Below are 15,174 nucleotides of genomic sequence, written 5' to 3'. Positions count from 1 at the left end.
CGCCGTCATATTGAAATGAAAAGAGCGATATAAAATTTATTCTATTCCTGTCAAATTGGCAGCTTGTTGAAAATAAGGTTGTAACATTTCACCAAGTTCTTGAACAATCAGGGAATTTGTATTTTTTGCTAATTCTGGTAAAATTAATTCTTTGCAGAAGCGATCATATTCTAAATGTTCTACCTTCAAATATTGATAAGCTTTTCTATGTATATCCTTTAGTGCTTCTTTACCTCTAAAAAATATTTTTGCTTCTTGAAAATCCAGTTCATGGGGATTATTAATATAGGTTTGCCACTGAAAATCTTGACTTATAATTATATCCTCTAACATATTTATTAAATTCAATATTCTGTTTTCTGATTCACTCGCTTTATCAACTACTTGCTGTTCAAAAAAAGTTCTCATATCTATCAAAGATAAAGATTCTATTTGATCTAATGTTAGTCTGAAATTTGCATTTTCTCGGAATTGAAACTTTAAACATTCAAATAATTCTCTTATTATCGAGTCTTGAAAATATTGTACTAGCCATTGTTCTAGCTGTGATTTGCTTAAATTATTATCAGTATCCTTTCTATATGTCTTCTTCTCACCTGTTTTTTCAGTAGATATCTGATTGAAAAGATTAGCAATAGTTTCTGTTTCTTCAAGTAAGAAATTTTCCCATTCATGTCTTTTCCAATAGATAATTCTTACTGATTTGTCTCTGATTAAATTAGAGTCAAGTTTGCTACTTATTTGCTCAATTTTTTCCTGTGTCCTAAAATCTCTATCAGTAATGGCAATTACTGGTATGCTTTGGTGTAATTGACTTTTATGATAGATTAATTTACCTATAGAATTAAAATTCCCACTACCACCTATTTCAATTACTTCATATTCTATGTCTGATAGCAAGTCTTGAGTTATTAGTTTACGAATAACTGTTCTAATAAATACAACTTCGGGACTTGTAGGCGCACCTTCAATTAATATATATAAAGTATTACTCAAGATTTCCATTATTTTTCTTCCAAATCACCCAAATTAATAATTTCCGAATCATAAAACATTTTTGCCACAGTTGGGGAATGGGTTGTAAAAATATATTGATTATTTGAATCATCTTCCCGCAAAACTTGAATTAATCTTTTTTGCCAAGCAGGATGTAAATGTAGTTCAACTTCGTCAATAAGAACAATGGAATTTTTAGCGGTATCTGCTGCTAAACCAACTAAAATTCTTAAAATTTGATGTTCCCCTGAACTCATTTGTAGTAAATCATATTCTACACCCTTTCTTTTGAGAATCAAAGTATCAGAATCTGGACCAGACTCTAAACCTATTAATTCTGAAGGGAAGCAAATTTTATTAAATAATCTTTGAACTCTCTTCCAATAGGACTCGCCGTATTTTTCTTCACTCCATGTTCTATGTTTACGGTAATATTCAATTAACCAAGATAAAACATCACTATGTGCATTTTGATCTTCTATATTTTGTTTATTGAAACTCTTAAATAATCTTACAGTACGTCTTTGATCTAAATAGCAAACTCCACCAATTCTATCAAATATTTGTGAAGTTTGACGATTTTTAGATATTGCTTGAGAAGCTCTACCTCTTGCACCCAAAACTCTAATAGAACCTTTAGGTGAAATATCATGATCACATAAATTATTTGGGATTCTAGTTGGAAAATACCAAATAACTTTTGCTGGACTTTCTAAAGGTGCAACTGATTTTGATAAATTAAAGTTTTGCTTCAATCCCAGTGAAGAATAAACATCGTTAATAGCTTCAGCTTCATCTTTTTCAATGGAATACTCAAATGTGATTTGAGCAATATTAGCTCTACCTCTAACTAATTGTTGTACATTGTATTCCAAACCCTCTCTTAACTCTGGATTTTGTGGATTTTCAAAGACTTTAACTACAACATGAATTGCATCTAAAATTGAAGTTTTACCAGAACCATTAGGACCGACAATTAAATTGATAGATCGAGGACGACTAAGTAAATCGGTAAAATCTAAAGAGATATCTTTAATAGCACGAAAGTTTTTTATTTCCAAGGAATGTAATTTCATAATACTTCTCAATATTTATATTTTATTTAACTTTTATTACACACTAAACTCATCATGGTCTCTAAAAATAGGAAATATGGTAAAGATTTGAGCTTAAGTTGATACCATTGAGCATTGCTAAACTGCTACAAATATTAAAAACTTCCTGTCTTTGACTCTTTTACACAACAAACAAACTTGCATCAACGTGAAAAAACTTCCCTAACATCTCAGCTTGTTCTCGCGTCACTCCCACCTCACCATTAATTACCTGAGAAACTAACTCACTCGAACCTAAAACAGAAACTAAATCACCTATTTCTAAATCCTGCGCTTCCAATAAATGCAAAATTCTCGAACGAGGGGTAGAAATATTTAGCTGATAATGCTGACTTTCAAAATCTTCAATTAGCCTTACCAATAACTCCAACAAAGCATTTTCTTCTGCTGTCAGACGAGGACGCGAAAGCAAATCTTCCACAACTGCTAAAAGCCGATCATTTTCTTCCTCAGTTTTAATAACTCGCGGTTGAGACTGAGAAAGTAATTTGCTGTAAACTTCTGAATCAAAAGTAAGAGTCATTTTTCCAGTAGTCTTTGTCATAAGAATACCCGGTAAGTGGGAAACTCAGTGGCTTTAGCCCTGAGAGGGAAACGGCACGAGCGGTTTTAACCGCTGTGAATCTTAAAATTGAAACCAGATTTTTGATTGGAACCTGGAAACCAACTCCCTTGCGGGGTAATGTTAGCTTCGACCTGTTATAAGAGCTTGTTAGGCTGGCAACACTGTTTCAGTGACCTTAAAACTGTTTAATTGCCAGCGACAGAGCAGGGAACTAGCTACGCATTCCAGGGTGTCGTGACTCAAATAACGGCTACCATGAGAGTAAACTCAGGGTGGTCTGGTCAGTACGGCTTGCTTGATTACTCTTGCAAGCCCAGTCCCTTTAGGGCTGGGTTACTGACATTCTGCATGAGTTAAGACATATTTAATATAGATGACCTGGTTCTCATAATTAATACTAGCAATTAAACGGTATTTATTGCCTTTAATATTGAAAACTGTCAAATTACCAACAGATTCAGCCTTGGGATAAACAGACTGTACTTCTACTAAATTACCCCAATTAGCTTTACTAACAGTAAAATACCAGTCATCAAGAGGTTCACAACAGTCTGCGTGTTCTTGACAATATTCTCTAAGCTTTTTTCGGCTGATAACGTGCATTAAACTTTAATTTAAACTTGAGCAGCCAATAATTTTATACAGTTATTACAACAATATCACATTCTCAAAATTAGATGGTTTGTTGTGCGATTCTTAAGTCGGGCTAGTACCGCAGGGCAAAAGTCAAAAGTCAAAAGTCAAAAGTCAAAACTAATATACAGTAGGCTTTTTGGCGATTGAATATGGTTGCTTTATTTATGCCGTGATGTACTAGTTCCCTCCGGGACGCTTTGCGTAGCTTGCTACCAATGTACCAGTTGTGTAAGTCCTGTACCTATAACCAAAAATTATATATATATAAATATCACAATACAAATTTATTATGTTTACGGTTGCATAGCCATAACCAGACATTGATATATTCACAGAAGTATTTATATAAACAAAGTAAAAAATATAACACTGAAATTTAAGAATTTCTTTTATAAAAAATCAGCCTAGCCATGCTAAAGTTTTAATCTCGTTATATTCCTTAGCTGCTTCAGCTTATGCATCTGCATTCTTTACATCAACAACACCTTGAAGAATTAGTCAAGAGTAGTGGTATAAACTTAGACTTAATTCGTTTAAATTTCAAATCGCTTCAAGGCATAAATGCTTATGAATATTTGCTGATTTCTGACCAACTCCCTCGCACCAATACAGGGATGATTAAAAACGCTTGGTTACAGCGGTATAGCCACATTACAGAAGGTGGTTGGTGGTGTTCGGGACTCGACCCTCTCAATAATTGGCATAAGATGGAATGGGGATGTTTTAAACCCAACCAACCGCGACAAAATCAAAAAGGTAAATCCATCAAATATGAACACCCTCCCAGCACCCCCACACGCATATTTTGTTTACGCATATCCTTACAAATTTGGCAACAAGTTGGCCAACGTTACAACTTAAATTTACCGGAAAATATTACTATTAATCATGATGATGAAGCCGAAGGTTTTTGGTCATGGGTAATTAAAAATAAAATAGCCATTGTCATTTGTGAAGGTGTGAAAAAAGCCGCAGCCCTTTTAAGCCAAGGATATGTTGCTATTGCTATTCCTGGTATTAATAGCGGTTATCGAGTTATTAAAGATGAATTTGGTAAAGTTACCCGGCGGCAATTAATACCTGATTTAGCAGTATTTACAAACATAAAACGCAACTTTTATATTTGTTTTGATTTTGAAACTCAAGCTAAAAAAATTGCGGCTGTCAATAATGCTATTTCCCAATTGGGTTGTTTATTTCAACAACAAAACTGTCCTGTTAAAGTTGTCGAACTTCCAGGAAAAGAAAAAGGAGTTGATGAATTTATCATTACTAAAGGTGCAACAGCCTTTGATAAAACTTATCGTCAAAGCCTAGATTTAGATATTTATATTGCCCAAACCAAACCCCATACAGAGTTAACAATTCCCGCTGCACTTACTGTTAACCGTCCTTATTTGGGAAAAATTGCCTTTCCTACCTCTGGTTTAGTAGGAGTGAAATCAGCCAAGGGTACAGGTAAAACCACAGCATTACAAAGCATTGTTCAACGAGCAAAAAATCATAATCAACCAGTTTTATTAATTACCCATAGAATCATCTTGGGACGGTTTTTATGTGATAAAATCGGGATTAAATGGGGTTTTGAGCATGAATCATGGCGGATAGAAGCTGATGAAGTAGCTGTTAAGTGTCCGTTACCAATTACGCCATCTTTGGGATTATGTGTAGATTCAATTTGGAAATTAAAACCCGAAGATTGGCACGGTGCAATATTAATTTTAGATGAGGTTGAGCAGTCTTTATGGCATTTACTCAATAGTAATACCTGTAAACAAAAACGAGTTAAAATTCTTCGTATTTTCCAACAACTAATTTCTACAGTTCTCACAACAGGAGGTTTGATAATTGCCCAAGATGCCGATTTATCAGATGTATCTTTAGAATATTTACAGACCTTAGCCGGAATTAAATTAAATCCTTGGGTAGTTGTCAATGAATGGAAACCGGAAAAAGGTTGGGATACAACTTTTTATGATTCACCCAATCCCACACCCCTAATTCATCAATTAGAATTAGATTTAATTGCTGGACGTAAATGCTATGTTACTACTGATAGTCGTTCTGGTCGCTACAGTTGTGAAACTATTGAACGTTATTTAAAAGAACGTTTACAGAAACTCAGAAGAGAATTTCCTGAAACTTTAGTAGTTAGTAGTCATACTACTAATACACTTGGTCATGCAGCCGTTGATTTGATAGCTGCTATTAATCAAAAAATCACTGATTATGATACTGTTTTTGTTACCCCTAGTTTGGGAACAGGAATTAGTATTGATGTTCAACATTTTGACCGAGTTTATGGCATTTTTCAAGGGGTAATTCCTGACTCAGAAGCCCGTCAAGCTTTAGCAAGAGTTAGGGATAATGTTCCCCGTATTGTTTGGTGTGCTAAACGCGGTATTGGCTTAATTGGTAGTGGTAGTACAAATTATCGGTTACTGTCTAATTGGTATCAAGAAAATCAAAAAGAAAACTTAGCTTTATTAAGTCCATTACATAAAATAGATGTAGATTTACCTCTAGTTTATGATCCTATTCATTTACGCACTTGGGCAAAATTATCTGCTAGGGTAAATGCTTCTATTCGTCTTTATCGGCAATCAATGCAAGATGGATTAATAACTGATGGTCATCAAATTCAAATGCGAAGTAATGAAGTCCAAAATAACATTCTTCGTGATTTGCGTTTAGCCTTTTTTGCCACTGAACCTAGTGATGTAGAAAATCGCAAACGGTTAATTGTAGAAATTGTTAAAGTGCAAAAAGATTGGGGACAAAGTCTTCAAAAAGCCAAGGAGATTAAACGCAAAATCAAAGAAATTAAGCAGCAAAATCAATCAGCAGCAGCAAATTCTGTAGCTAATGCTAAAGATATTGACTATGTGGAATATGAACAGCTATTAACTAAACATTCTCTTAGCAATGGAGAACGTCATCAAGTTGATAAATATATTCTCAGACAAAGGTATGGAATTGTAGTTACTCCCCAACTCAAAATCCAGGATGAAAAAGGTTATTATGGACAATTATTAATTCATTATTATCTGACTCATGAAAGTGAATATTTTCATGTAAAAGATCAGCAAGAATGGAGTCAGCAGTTATTGTGGGGTGAAGGTAAAGTTTTTCTCCCAGATTTAAGAACCTATACGTTGAAAGTAGAAGCTATGCGGGCTTTGGGAATAATGCAATTTCTGGAAACAGAAAGAGTATTTAGTGAAAATGACGCTGATTTAATTTGGCTAAAAAATGTAGCTGGACAAAGTAGTAGACATATTAAACGCGCTTTAGGTATTGATTTAGTTAGAGGTAAAGAATCTGTTGCGGGAATTAAGTTATTAAGCCGACTTTTAGGTTTGTTAGGTTTGAAATTACAGCAAGTCAATGATGGTTATAAAATTGATTTAGACACTCTAAATGATGGTAGAGATAAAATATTTGCAGTTTGGCAACACCGTGATGATTTGATGTTAACTACTTTACATAATATGGAATGTGAAATTGTAGATTTATCTAAAAAGTCTCAACAGGAAGCTGTACTGATAAGTTAAACAACAAAAAAACAGATCCCCGACTTCTCAAAGAAATCGGGGATATATCTGATCTATCTGTGGTAAAATCTATTTTGTGTGCTTACAAGTTACAAAATGAATAAAAATATTGATTTTGATGTTGTTAATGCTTTACACCAACAGGGTTTAGATCATTATCATGATGGTAATTATCAACAAGCACTGGCTAATTTTGATGCGGCTTTAGAATTATATGCTAATTTTTCAATGGCTTATATTAATCGAGGTAATATTTTTCATATTTTAGGTAATTATCAAAAAGCTATTGCTGATTATAATCAATGTATAAAAATCAATCCTAATTTTCCTGAAGCTTACCATAATCGGGGTAACAGTTATTATGCTTTGCAAGAATATCAAAGTGCAATTTCTAATTATAATCGTTCTCTAGAAATTAATCCTAAATTTGGTGCAGCTTACTACAATCGGGGTTTAGTTTATGCCCGTATCCAAGATTATTATCAAGCAATTGCTGATTTTAATCAAGCATTAAAAATAGTTCCTGATGATATTCAAGCATACTATGAACGGGGTTTAGTCCATAGTAATTTGGGAGATTATGAAAATGCCATTAAAGATTACAACCAAGCATTACAAATTAATCCTACATTAGTTTCAGTATATGGTTTTCGAGCAAATGCACATCACCACCTGGGAAATTATGAAAATGCGATTATTGATTATAATCAAGCATTACAAATTGATCCTCATTTAGCAACAGCTTACTATGGAAGGGGCATGGTACGAGAAGCTATACAAGATCTTATTGGTGCAGTTGCAGATTATACTCAAGCTATAGAAGTATCTCCAGAATTTGCCTCAGCTTACTGTAAGCGAGGAGATGCTTACAAGTTGTTAGGTAATATACAAACAGCTATTCAAGACTATAACCAAGCATTAAAGATAGATTCTGATTCTTTAGCAGCATATTATCATCGAGGAAGTAGTCGCTATATAGCTAAAGATTTTACAGGAGCAATTAGTGATTTTACTGAAGCTTTACGATTAGATTCCCAGTCTGCTGTATTTTATAGCGATCGCGCTAATGCTCGTTATGCCCTAAAGGAGTATCAAAAAGCTATATCAGATTATACTCAAGCCATCAGCATTAACCCTAATTTAGCTGAAGACTGGTTTAATCGCGGTCGTAGTCACTTTCTGCTAGGAGAATTAAATACCGCATTAGCAGATTTAAACCAAGCTATCCAATTACAACCACGCTATCCTTTAGCTTATTTAGTTAGAGCAGACATACATAGACATTTAGGGAATCAGCTAGACGCAATCGCTGATTTCCGTAAATCTGCTGATCTCTATTCTCAGTCAGGAAACACGCGATATTATCAGGAAATTACCAATCTGATTGCCAAAATGTCTCAGACTTGAATAGGGAACAGGGAACAGGGGAGAAACTTCTTTCTTCTTTCTTCTTTCTTCTTTCTTCTTTCTTCTTTCTTCCTCCTGACTCCTGACTCCTCAGTTAATTTCTCGATAGCGTTTTTGAAGATCCTGAATCGTGAATAAAGCCTCAAACTGTAACCCAGCCGACTCATATAACGCCCCACCACCTTGCAATCTATCTATTAGGGAAATTACCCTGTCTACCGTATAACCAGCCGCCTGTAACCGCTCCACAGCCTTGAGCGCAGATTGTCCAGTCGTTACCACATCTTCCAAAACCACAACTTTTGCGCCCTGGGGTAAACTGGGACCTTCAATGTAAGCCATTGTCCCGTGTCCCTTTGTTTCCTTACGAATAATTAAAGCTGGTATCAGTCTATTTTCATACACAGAAACTACACTTACTGCTGATACAATCGGATCAGCACCTAAAGTTAAACCAGCTACAGCTTGAGTATCTTCAGGTAAGAGTGGTAACAATAACCTGGCCATAGCCAAAGCACCTTGAGGATGGAGTGTGACTTGTTTACCATTAATATAGTAAGAACTACGTTGTCCAGAGGAAAGAACAAAATCACCTTCTTGATACGCAAGCTGGCAAAATAAATCTAGTAGCTTTTGACGGAGAGTAGTTAAATCAGTGGTAACTGCCCAAATATCTGAGTTGCTAGAGGTTTGAGTGGAATAAGACATTACAAACAATTAAAAGTTGTGTTAAACCAAAATTGAAACTCAATAGAGTTATATTTATTAAGCATAAATTAAGATTCACCCAAAACCTAGCGAGAATTAAATTAATTTAATTCTGTCCGCAGAAACGAGCTTGGCTTTCGCGCTGAGAGTGTCAATCTCCCTCTTCGCTGATGACTACCTTACCTCGAAAGATAAAGTAATTGTAGATGTTGTAAAACAACATAATCGCTACGGTATTAGATAAAAGTTCCATACTCTTTAAAGGAGTTAAGTAGAACCGCTTGAACAATTCAAAGTTTGTAGTGAGGAATTTATTCCTCATTTGAGGGCTGAAGCCCTCACTACGAAATCATCTTGGCTTGTTACAGCCTGGTCAAATTGCCACAATTACTCAACTGCACAGTGAATCTGGATTACAACAGCGCCTTCTAGCAATGGGTTTCCGCACCGGTAGGCAAATTGTGATGTTGCGTCGGGGATGACAGTAGATTTGATGATGGCAAAAATCAAGATTGGTAAGGCTGAGGGTGCAGATTTAATGGGGACTATTGCCCATCAAATAGACTGGGTACAGGCTTATAGTTTTATGTTATTTACTCTGCTTTATGTCCCTTGTTTGTCAACTGTTGCCGTGATCAAAAGTGAATCGAAAAGCTGGAAATTTGCAGTTATATCTGTAGTTTGGTCTATTGGTTTAGCTTGGGTAGCAAGTTTTATTTTCTATCAAAGTGCAAGAGCTTTAGGATTTTAATTTTTATAGCAATTTTCGGAGTTGCATAATGGTGGTATAGTAGTCGTTGGTACGGTGAGGCAAGTAACTAGTTGCTTATTTGCTAATTTTCCTTAATGGATGCTACGGTATGGGAATACCATAACTGCCAACGCATTATTTGTAAGTAAAATAAAGATTCGTGCTGTTTAATGCCTTAAAAGTGACTTTTTTCTTACCCGGACAATTTTTGAGTGCTAATTTGTTTTATGGAATCTAAATTTGGGAATTATCAAAAGAAAGTTAACCAGAATGACTTGCTGAAAAAAATTCCTAAATCAATCAATCCTGATTTCATTTACTTGTTTAGAAAGTATCTGTAAGTAATTTCAATCCTCTCCTCACAAAACTACATGAAACTACGTTCATTACTCCTATTTAGTATCACAACTACTCTTTTATTATCTTTACCAGTTAAGGCAAATTCTGATAACAACCAGCTTGAGAACCCAAGTCGCTGGAGTTTAAATAAATCAAATGTACAATTGCCAGAAATTAAATTTATTCCCCCTGATTCTGTCAGCAATATCAGTCCAACAGATACTCGTAACTTCACTGGTATATTGCCTTTAGGAAGAGAAATTTCAGAACTACAAACTCCCATTAAAACATTAATGGCTCGCTACAAATTTCTCTCTCCTGGAATTTTCTTTATGGACTTGGAAACAGGGGATTATTTAAGCATTAATGGAGATAAATCTTTTGCGGCTGCTAGTACAATTAAATATCCGATTTTAATTGCTTTGTTTCAGCAAGTAGATGCTGGAGAAATTCAATTAGATGAAACTTTAGTAATGGGCAGGAAACATATAGTTGGTGGCTCTGGAAATATGCAATATGCAAAGGTGGGAAGTAAGTTTAGTCTCTTAGAAACTGCAACTAGGATGATGACTATTAGCGATAACACTGCAACGAATATGATCATAGATCGTTTAGGCGGGATTACTCAATTAAATCAAAAATTTCGCAGTTGGGGATTGGAAAATACTGTTATGCGAAACAGACTGGGAGATTTTAAAGGAACTAATAAAACCAGCGCTAAAGATTTGGTAAAACTATCAGCTTTGATGGAAAATAATCAGTTAGTTTCCAATACAAGTGAATTACAAGTAATAGGTATTATGAATGGTTGTCGGAATAGAAGTTTATTACCTTCTGGTTTAGGTTCTGGGGCGAAGATAGCGCACAAAACAGGAACACTTAGGTTTATATTAGGAGATGCAGGTATCATTGAAACGTCATCAGGTAAGCGTTATTTAGCAGGGATTTTCGTGCGAAGACCGAATCATGATGCTAGAGCAAAAGATTTTATTCGTCAAGTTTCTCAGGTAGTCTATGGTTATTTTGACCAACCAAAACTAAGTACCCAAAGAAGCTAGTAAATCTGCACAAATTACAGTAGAAGTTATTTCTAAATCTAAACAAGTTTGTTGGAAAGTCACTTCATATAAAGATGTGTCTATACATTATTCTTTATATGAAGTGATTAAAACTTTGGATCTTTCACGCGATTACAAACATCATCAGATCCAATAATGAATGGGAGATATAAATCCACCATTACCCCAACAGATTATTACTAGCTTCTCTTAAACAAGATAACTGGTATTTGGCACAATGGGAAATATTGCATACTCATACCAAGCTGTCCAGATAAAACTGCGAATCCAGCGTTGACGTTTTTCCAAACTTAATTCATACGCAAATGCACCAGAAGATTCATCAATGGAAGATAAATGAGAGTTACAACCACAGCCATGTTGATAGGTAAACCCGTATTTGGAGGCGATACTTTGTACCTTCATTTGGATTGCAAATACCTTACCTGCGTGGAGAATAGCATCCCAAGAACGTTTATGTTCTATATCCCGTTGATCAAATCTTAAAGCCCGTTCTTCAAACACATGATCTCGATAAATTGGAGCTAAATGTACATGATAGAAACTAGCTGGTAAATCATATCCAAATTCATCAAAAAGTTCTAAACCAATACGAGCTACTTTTACTTCGTTATTGTATTCAGAACCCTTTGATTCAAAATTATGTAGAACTTCTCCAAAGTTCGGATAGTTGTGAACCATAAAGTCATGTCCATAAAATTCCAGAGTTTCCTGTGCCATTTGTCCAAATAGCTGGGAAAATGACGGTATTAAATGAGATAAATGGGGGCGTTCATTAAACAAATCAACATCACCATATTGCAGTTTATATTGAAATAACTGCGCCATTTCCACATAAATTTGTGGATTACTGAATCTGACGTTTGCTCTACCTTTAGCGATATCTTGCCATACAGAAGGTAGTTGAGAAAGGGTAACGGCATTTTCACCAACAATGACTGCAACGTTAGAGACTTCTTGAAGCTGCATATCCAATTTCCGCAAAGAGATTAATTAGTTAGTTTACTGTAAAGAATCCCTTTTTTATCTTTTCAACATAATAATAAATGTTTGACAGACTGTCTTTTGACATTTAACTTACAAGTAGGTTGGGTTGACGCAAGGAAACCCAACATTGTCGGAATTTTGTTGGGTTGCGCTGTCGCTTAACCCAACCTACTAGTCTGTTAAAGACATTTTGACGCATAAAGAAGAAATGAACCACGAAGGACGCAAAGAGCGCGAAGGAAGAAGGAAGAAGGAAAATTTATTTACCCGTCATTTAGTTCTTGACAGACTACTACAATATATTCACAAAAATATATACGGTTAAATCCATTTTCAACCATCTTTTAATATTCGTTGTCGGACTCGTTCTATAATTATTCCCTCTTCAGGAGATAACCCATTAACTAACATTTCATATATTAATGGTACACCCAACTCTAATTCTTCTAAAAGTAGACTTTGGCTAAATACATCTTCTGGTGTTCCTTCTAGCATCAATTGTCCTTTATCCATGACAAAAACCCAATCTGCCCAACGATAGACTAAATCTAAATCATGAGTTGCCATTAATAGAGTATTGCCATCTTCATGAATTTTTTTCAGAGTTTTCATCAAGTTTCGAGTATGCTTAATATCTAAATATGCAGTGGGTTCATCTAATACTAAAAGTTGTGGTTGTAGTACCATTACATCAGCTATAGAAACTCGTTTTTTTTGTCCTAAACTTAAATGATGTACTGGCTTTTCTGCTAAATCAGTTAACCCAAACTCAATTAAAACTTGTTCGACTCGATTCTTGATTTCTGTTTCCGGTAAACCTAAATTACACAAACCATAAGAAATATCTTCCTCAACCGTAGAAGCTACTAATTGTTGTTCTGGATCTTGAAATACTAAACCAACTTTTTGGCGAATTTTACTGAGATGTTGACGATTATAAATTAACGGTTCACCACACCATTTGACAATACCAGAATTTGGTTTATAAAGTCCATTAGCTAATAAGAAAAGTGTGGTTTTTCCACAACCATTTTGTCCAATTAAGGCACACTTTTTTCCAGAAGGAATCTTCATGGTTAAACCATTCAAAGCTGATTGTTGTAGCCTTTGTGAACCTGGATACGTGTAATGTACTTCCTCAAATTCGAGTAAATATTCCTGCATTTTGGCAAATTTCTAATCCTATTAATAATACACAGCCACAAATTGCTTCAATGGTATATCGTGGAGATGGACGATAACGTCGGGGATGCCAAAATCGCAATTCACCACTAAAACCCCTTGCTTGCAATCCTAGAGAAAATTGACTATATTGTTGTAGAGTTCGCTGTAATAATTGTCCAATTAATAATGCTAAACTTTTCATGCTAGTTTGCCAATTAGAATAGCCACCACGAGAATTTTGTGCTGTCAATAATTCATTAGCTGTTTTGAGCAAAATGAAAATAAACCGATACATTAGTAATAGCAAATCAGTTAAAAGTGCTGGAAATCTCAACCAACGTAAAGTTTGCAAAATTTCTGTGAACGGGACAGTTAACATGAGAAAATATAAACAAGAAACAGAGGCTAATGATCTAGTGACAATTTCCCATGCTTGAATGCTACCACTACGACTGATGTAAAGATAGAATTGTCCAAAAGTCATTCCATACCATGAGTCTAATTGAACGATTGGCAAATCAGTAATTGCCACTCCATTTACCATGAGTGCGGGTAAACTTGTTAAACAAAAGACTATGGTAAACATTAACAATCGCCAATAAACACCAGCCGGAATTTTTGCATAAATTACTGTCCAAATACTCATCCATATCACCATCAAAATTTGTACTAGTGAATGGGTAGAAAGAGAAATAGCCAATGTCGTAAATGCAAAAATTAGTTTATGTTCCGGTGGTAATCTTCTTAGTTGATTAGTGTAAGCTAGGGTATCTAATTGTAGAGTCATTCTTCACGTTTTGGCTGTTGAGAACGTCCTTTATATACACCAATTGCATAACCAACTACTCCCGCACCTAAAGCTGCTTGAGAAGCAAATAATAAACTTGCTATTTCCCCACTAGCTGGTTCAAAGATTGATTTAAACCAAGGTTTATATTCAGGTTGTATTTCTGTAATAGCGGCTTTAGCTTTGTCATCAGAACCACCAAATTTTCCATTACGCACAAATATTAATGGTGCAACTGCTAAAGCTAAAACGCCTAATATTAAAAACCAGTTATTTAAACTTTTTTTAGATTGGTTCATGACTGTGATTTTTTCCCTTAATTAATTGCAGAAGTTCCAATTCTTGAGGATTATAAGATTGTAACCAGTTCCAAACCAAGACAGTTAATAATCCTTCACTAATTGCTAAGGGTACTTGAGTAATAGCAAAAATTCCCGCGAACTTGATCAATGAAGCGATAAATCCACCCACAGGTGCAGGAAAAGCCAAGGCAAGTTGGATAGAAGTAATAATGTAGGTGAGTAAATCTGCCAAAGCTGCGGCTAAAAATATGGCGATTTTTTGTTTACCACTCAGGCGCATTGTGAAATTATAGATCCAATAAGCTGCGAATGGGCCAGCGATCGCCATTGAAAAAGCATTTGCACCCAAGGTAGTTAATCCACCATGTGCCAGTAACAAAGCCTGAAATAACAATACTAAGCTACCCAAAACTGTCATGGTCAGGGGTCCAAACAGCACCGCACCTAACCCTGTTCCTGTGGGGTGAGAACAGCTACCTGTGACAGAAGGGATTTTCAACGCTGACAGCACAAAGGTAAAAGCACCAGCCAAACCTAACAAAAGTTTCAATTCTGGGTTAGCTTGGGTAATGCGAGTCAAACTCCGCAATCCTAACATAAAAAATGGTAATGACACAACCCACCAAAATATCGCCCATTGCACAGGTAAAAACCCTTCCATAATGTGCATTGCGTAGGCAGGTTTGGGAAAATTAACTACTAGGTAAAAACTAATAACAGCCATGAAGATGAGATTAACTAACCCCGGTTTTTTCCTAGATATCATCTGTACCTCGCAGATTTA

16 protein-coding genes are annotated in these 15,174 nt (G+C 35.3%); 6 read left to right on the top strand and 10 right to left on the bottom strand.

Annotated elements, in window-relative coordinates; all coding sequences use genetic code 11:
- Positions 1-36: 36 nt before the first annotated feature.
- The 4 genes from FJR09_RS21590 to FJR09_RS21575 form a co-directional block, all read right to left on the bottom strand.
- Positions 37-1,005 (bottom strand): hypothetical protein, encoded by a 969-nt coding sequence (locus FJR09_RS21590; protein ID WP_015080693.1) that lies wholly within the window; start codon positions 1,003-1,005, stop codon positions 37-39.
- Entirely contained in the window at positions 1,005-2,072 is a 1,068-nt protein-coding gene (locus FJR09_RS21585) for an AAA family ATPase (protein ID WP_015080692.1), read from the bottom strand. Before FJR09_RS21585 ends, FJR09_RS21590 begins: the two co-directional genes overlap by 1 nt.
- Before the next feature lie 160 nt (positions 2,073-2,232).
- Positions 2,233-2,655 carry a type II toxin-antitoxin system HigA family antitoxin gene (locus tag FJR09_RS21580; RefSeq protein ID WP_015080691.1) on the bottom strand — a complete coding sequence of 141 codons (423 nt, stop codon included), beginning with the start codon at positions 2,653-2,655 and terminating at the stop codon, positions 2,233-2,235.
- 354 nt (positions 2,656-3,009) lie between these two features.
- Positions 3,010-3,279: a type II toxin-antitoxin system HigB family toxin gene (locus FJR09_RS21575; RefSeq protein WP_015080690.1), complete on the bottom strand. Its 270-nt coding sequence runs from the start codon at positions 3,277-3,279 to the stop codon at positions 3,010-3,012.
- 488 nt (positions 3,280-3,767) lie between these two features.
- Here FJR09_RS21575 and FJR09_RS21570 point away from each other — a divergent pair, with 488 nt between their 5' ends.
- Together FJR09_RS21570 and FJR09_RS21565 are read left to right on the top strand one after the other, a co-directional pair.
- Entirely contained in the window at positions 3,768-6,866 is a 3,099-nt protein-coding gene (locus FJR09_RS21570) for a plasmid replication protein, CyRepA1 family (protein ID WP_168653513.1), read from the top strand.
- A 96-nt stretch (positions 6,867-6,962) separates the two neighbouring features.
- Positions 6,963-8,273 (top strand): tetratricopeptide repeat protein, encoded by a 1,311-nt coding sequence (locus FJR09_RS21565; protein WP_051155189.1) that lies wholly within the window; start codon positions 6,963-6,965, stop codon positions 8,271-8,273.
- Between the two features lie 90 nt (positions 8,274-8,363).
- Here FJR09_RS21565 and pyrE read toward each other — a convergent pair whose 3' ends face one another.
- The gene (gene pyrE, locus FJR09_RS21560; RefSeq protein ID WP_168653514.1) at positions 8,364-8,981 is read right to left on the bottom strand and encodes an orotate phosphoribosyltransferase; all 618 of its coding nucleotides are present in this window, start codon (positions 8,979-8,981) and stop codon (positions 8,364-8,366) included.
- A 359-nt stretch (positions 8,982-9,340) separates the two neighbouring features.
- Here pyrE and FJR09_RS21555 point away from each other — a divergent pair, with 359 nt between their 5' ends.
- The 3 genes from FJR09_RS21555 to FJR09_RS21545 all read left to right on the top strand — a co-directional run bounded on the left by FJR09_RS21555 (position 9,341) and on the right by FJR09_RS21545 (position 11,129).
- Positions 9,341-9,463, top strand: coding sequence for a FeoA family protein (locus tag FJR09_RS21555; RefSeq protein WP_148279055.1), 123 nt, complete (start codon positions 9,341-9,343; stop codon positions 9,461-9,463).
- Entirely contained in the window at positions 9,460-9,732 is a 273-nt protein-coding gene (locus FJR09_RS21550) for a nucleoside recognition domain-containing protein (RefSeq protein WP_041458070.1), read from the top strand. The genes FJR09_RS21555 and FJR09_RS21550 overlap by 4 nt, the downstream gene beginning before the upstream one ends.
- A gap of 371 nt (positions 9,733-10,103) precedes the next feature.
- Positions 10,104-11,129 (top strand): serine hydrolase, encoded by a 1,026-nt coding sequence (locus tag FJR09_RS21545; protein WP_168653515.1) that lies wholly within the window; start codon positions 10,104-10,106, stop codon positions 11,127-11,129.
- A 210-nt stretch (positions 11,130-11,339) separates the two neighbouring features.
- Here FJR09_RS21545 and FJR09_RS21540 read toward each other — a convergent pair whose 3' ends face one another.
- On the bottom strand, positions 11,340-12,119 hold the full coding sequence (locus tag FJR09_RS21540; RefSeq protein ID WP_015080685.1) for a hypothetical protein: 780 nt from the start codon (positions 12,117-12,119) through the stop codon (positions 11,340-11,342).
- Between the two features lie 208 nt (positions 12,120-12,327).
- Here FJR09_RS21540 and FJR09_RS26025 point away from each other — a divergent pair, with 208 nt between their 5' ends.
- The gene (locus FJR09_RS26025; protein ID WP_256370280.1) at positions 12,328-12,462 is read left to right on the top strand and encodes a hypothetical protein; all 135 of its coding nucleotides are present in this window, start codon (positions 12,328-12,330) and stop codon (positions 12,460-12,462) included.
- An 8-nt stretch (positions 12,463-12,470) separates the two neighbouring features.
- Here FJR09_RS26025 and FJR09_RS21535 read toward each other — a convergent pair whose 3' ends face one another.
- From FJR09_RS21535 to FJR09_RS21520, 4 genes are read right to left on the bottom strand one after another with little or no spacing between them, the layout of a single operon-like run.
- Positions 12,471-13,301, bottom strand: coding sequence for an energy-coupling factor ABC transporter ATP-binding protein (locus FJR09_RS21535; RefSeq protein WP_015080684.1), 831 nt, complete (start codon positions 13,299-13,301; stop codon positions 12,471-12,473).
- Positions 13,276-14,088: a cobalt ECF transporter T component CbiQ gene (gene cbiQ, locus FJR09_RS21530; RefSeq protein ID WP_015080683.1), complete on the bottom strand. Its 813-nt coding sequence runs from the start codon at positions 14,086-14,088 to the stop codon at positions 13,276-13,278. Before cbiQ ends, FJR09_RS21535 begins: the two co-directional genes overlap by 26 nt.
- Positions 14,085-14,387, bottom strand: a complete 303-nt coding sequence (locus FJR09_RS21525) for an energy-coupling factor ABC transporter substrate-binding protein (RefSeq protein WP_015080682.1) — start codon at positions 14,385-14,387, stop codon at positions 14,085-14,087. Before FJR09_RS21525 ends, cbiQ begins: the two co-directional genes overlap by 4 nt.
- Positions 14,374-15,156, bottom strand: coding sequence for an energy-coupling factor ABC transporter permease (locus FJR09_RS21520; RefSeq protein WP_015080681.1), 783 nt, complete (start codon positions 15,154-15,156; stop codon positions 14,374-14,376). The genes FJR09_RS21525 and FJR09_RS21520 overlap by 14 nt, the downstream gene beginning before the upstream one ends.
- Between the last annotated feature and the right edge of the window lie 18 nt (positions 15,157-15,174).

The sequence above is a fragment of the Dolichospermum sp. UHCC 0406 genome, assembly GCF_009712025.1.
Lineage (GTDB): Bacteria > Cyanobacteriota > Cyanobacteriia > Cyanobacteriales > Nostocaceae > Dolichospermum > Dolichospermum lemmermannii.
The sequence above is the reverse complement of the archived record's forward strand: the minus strand, read 5'-3'. Positions and strand labels throughout refer to the sequence as shown.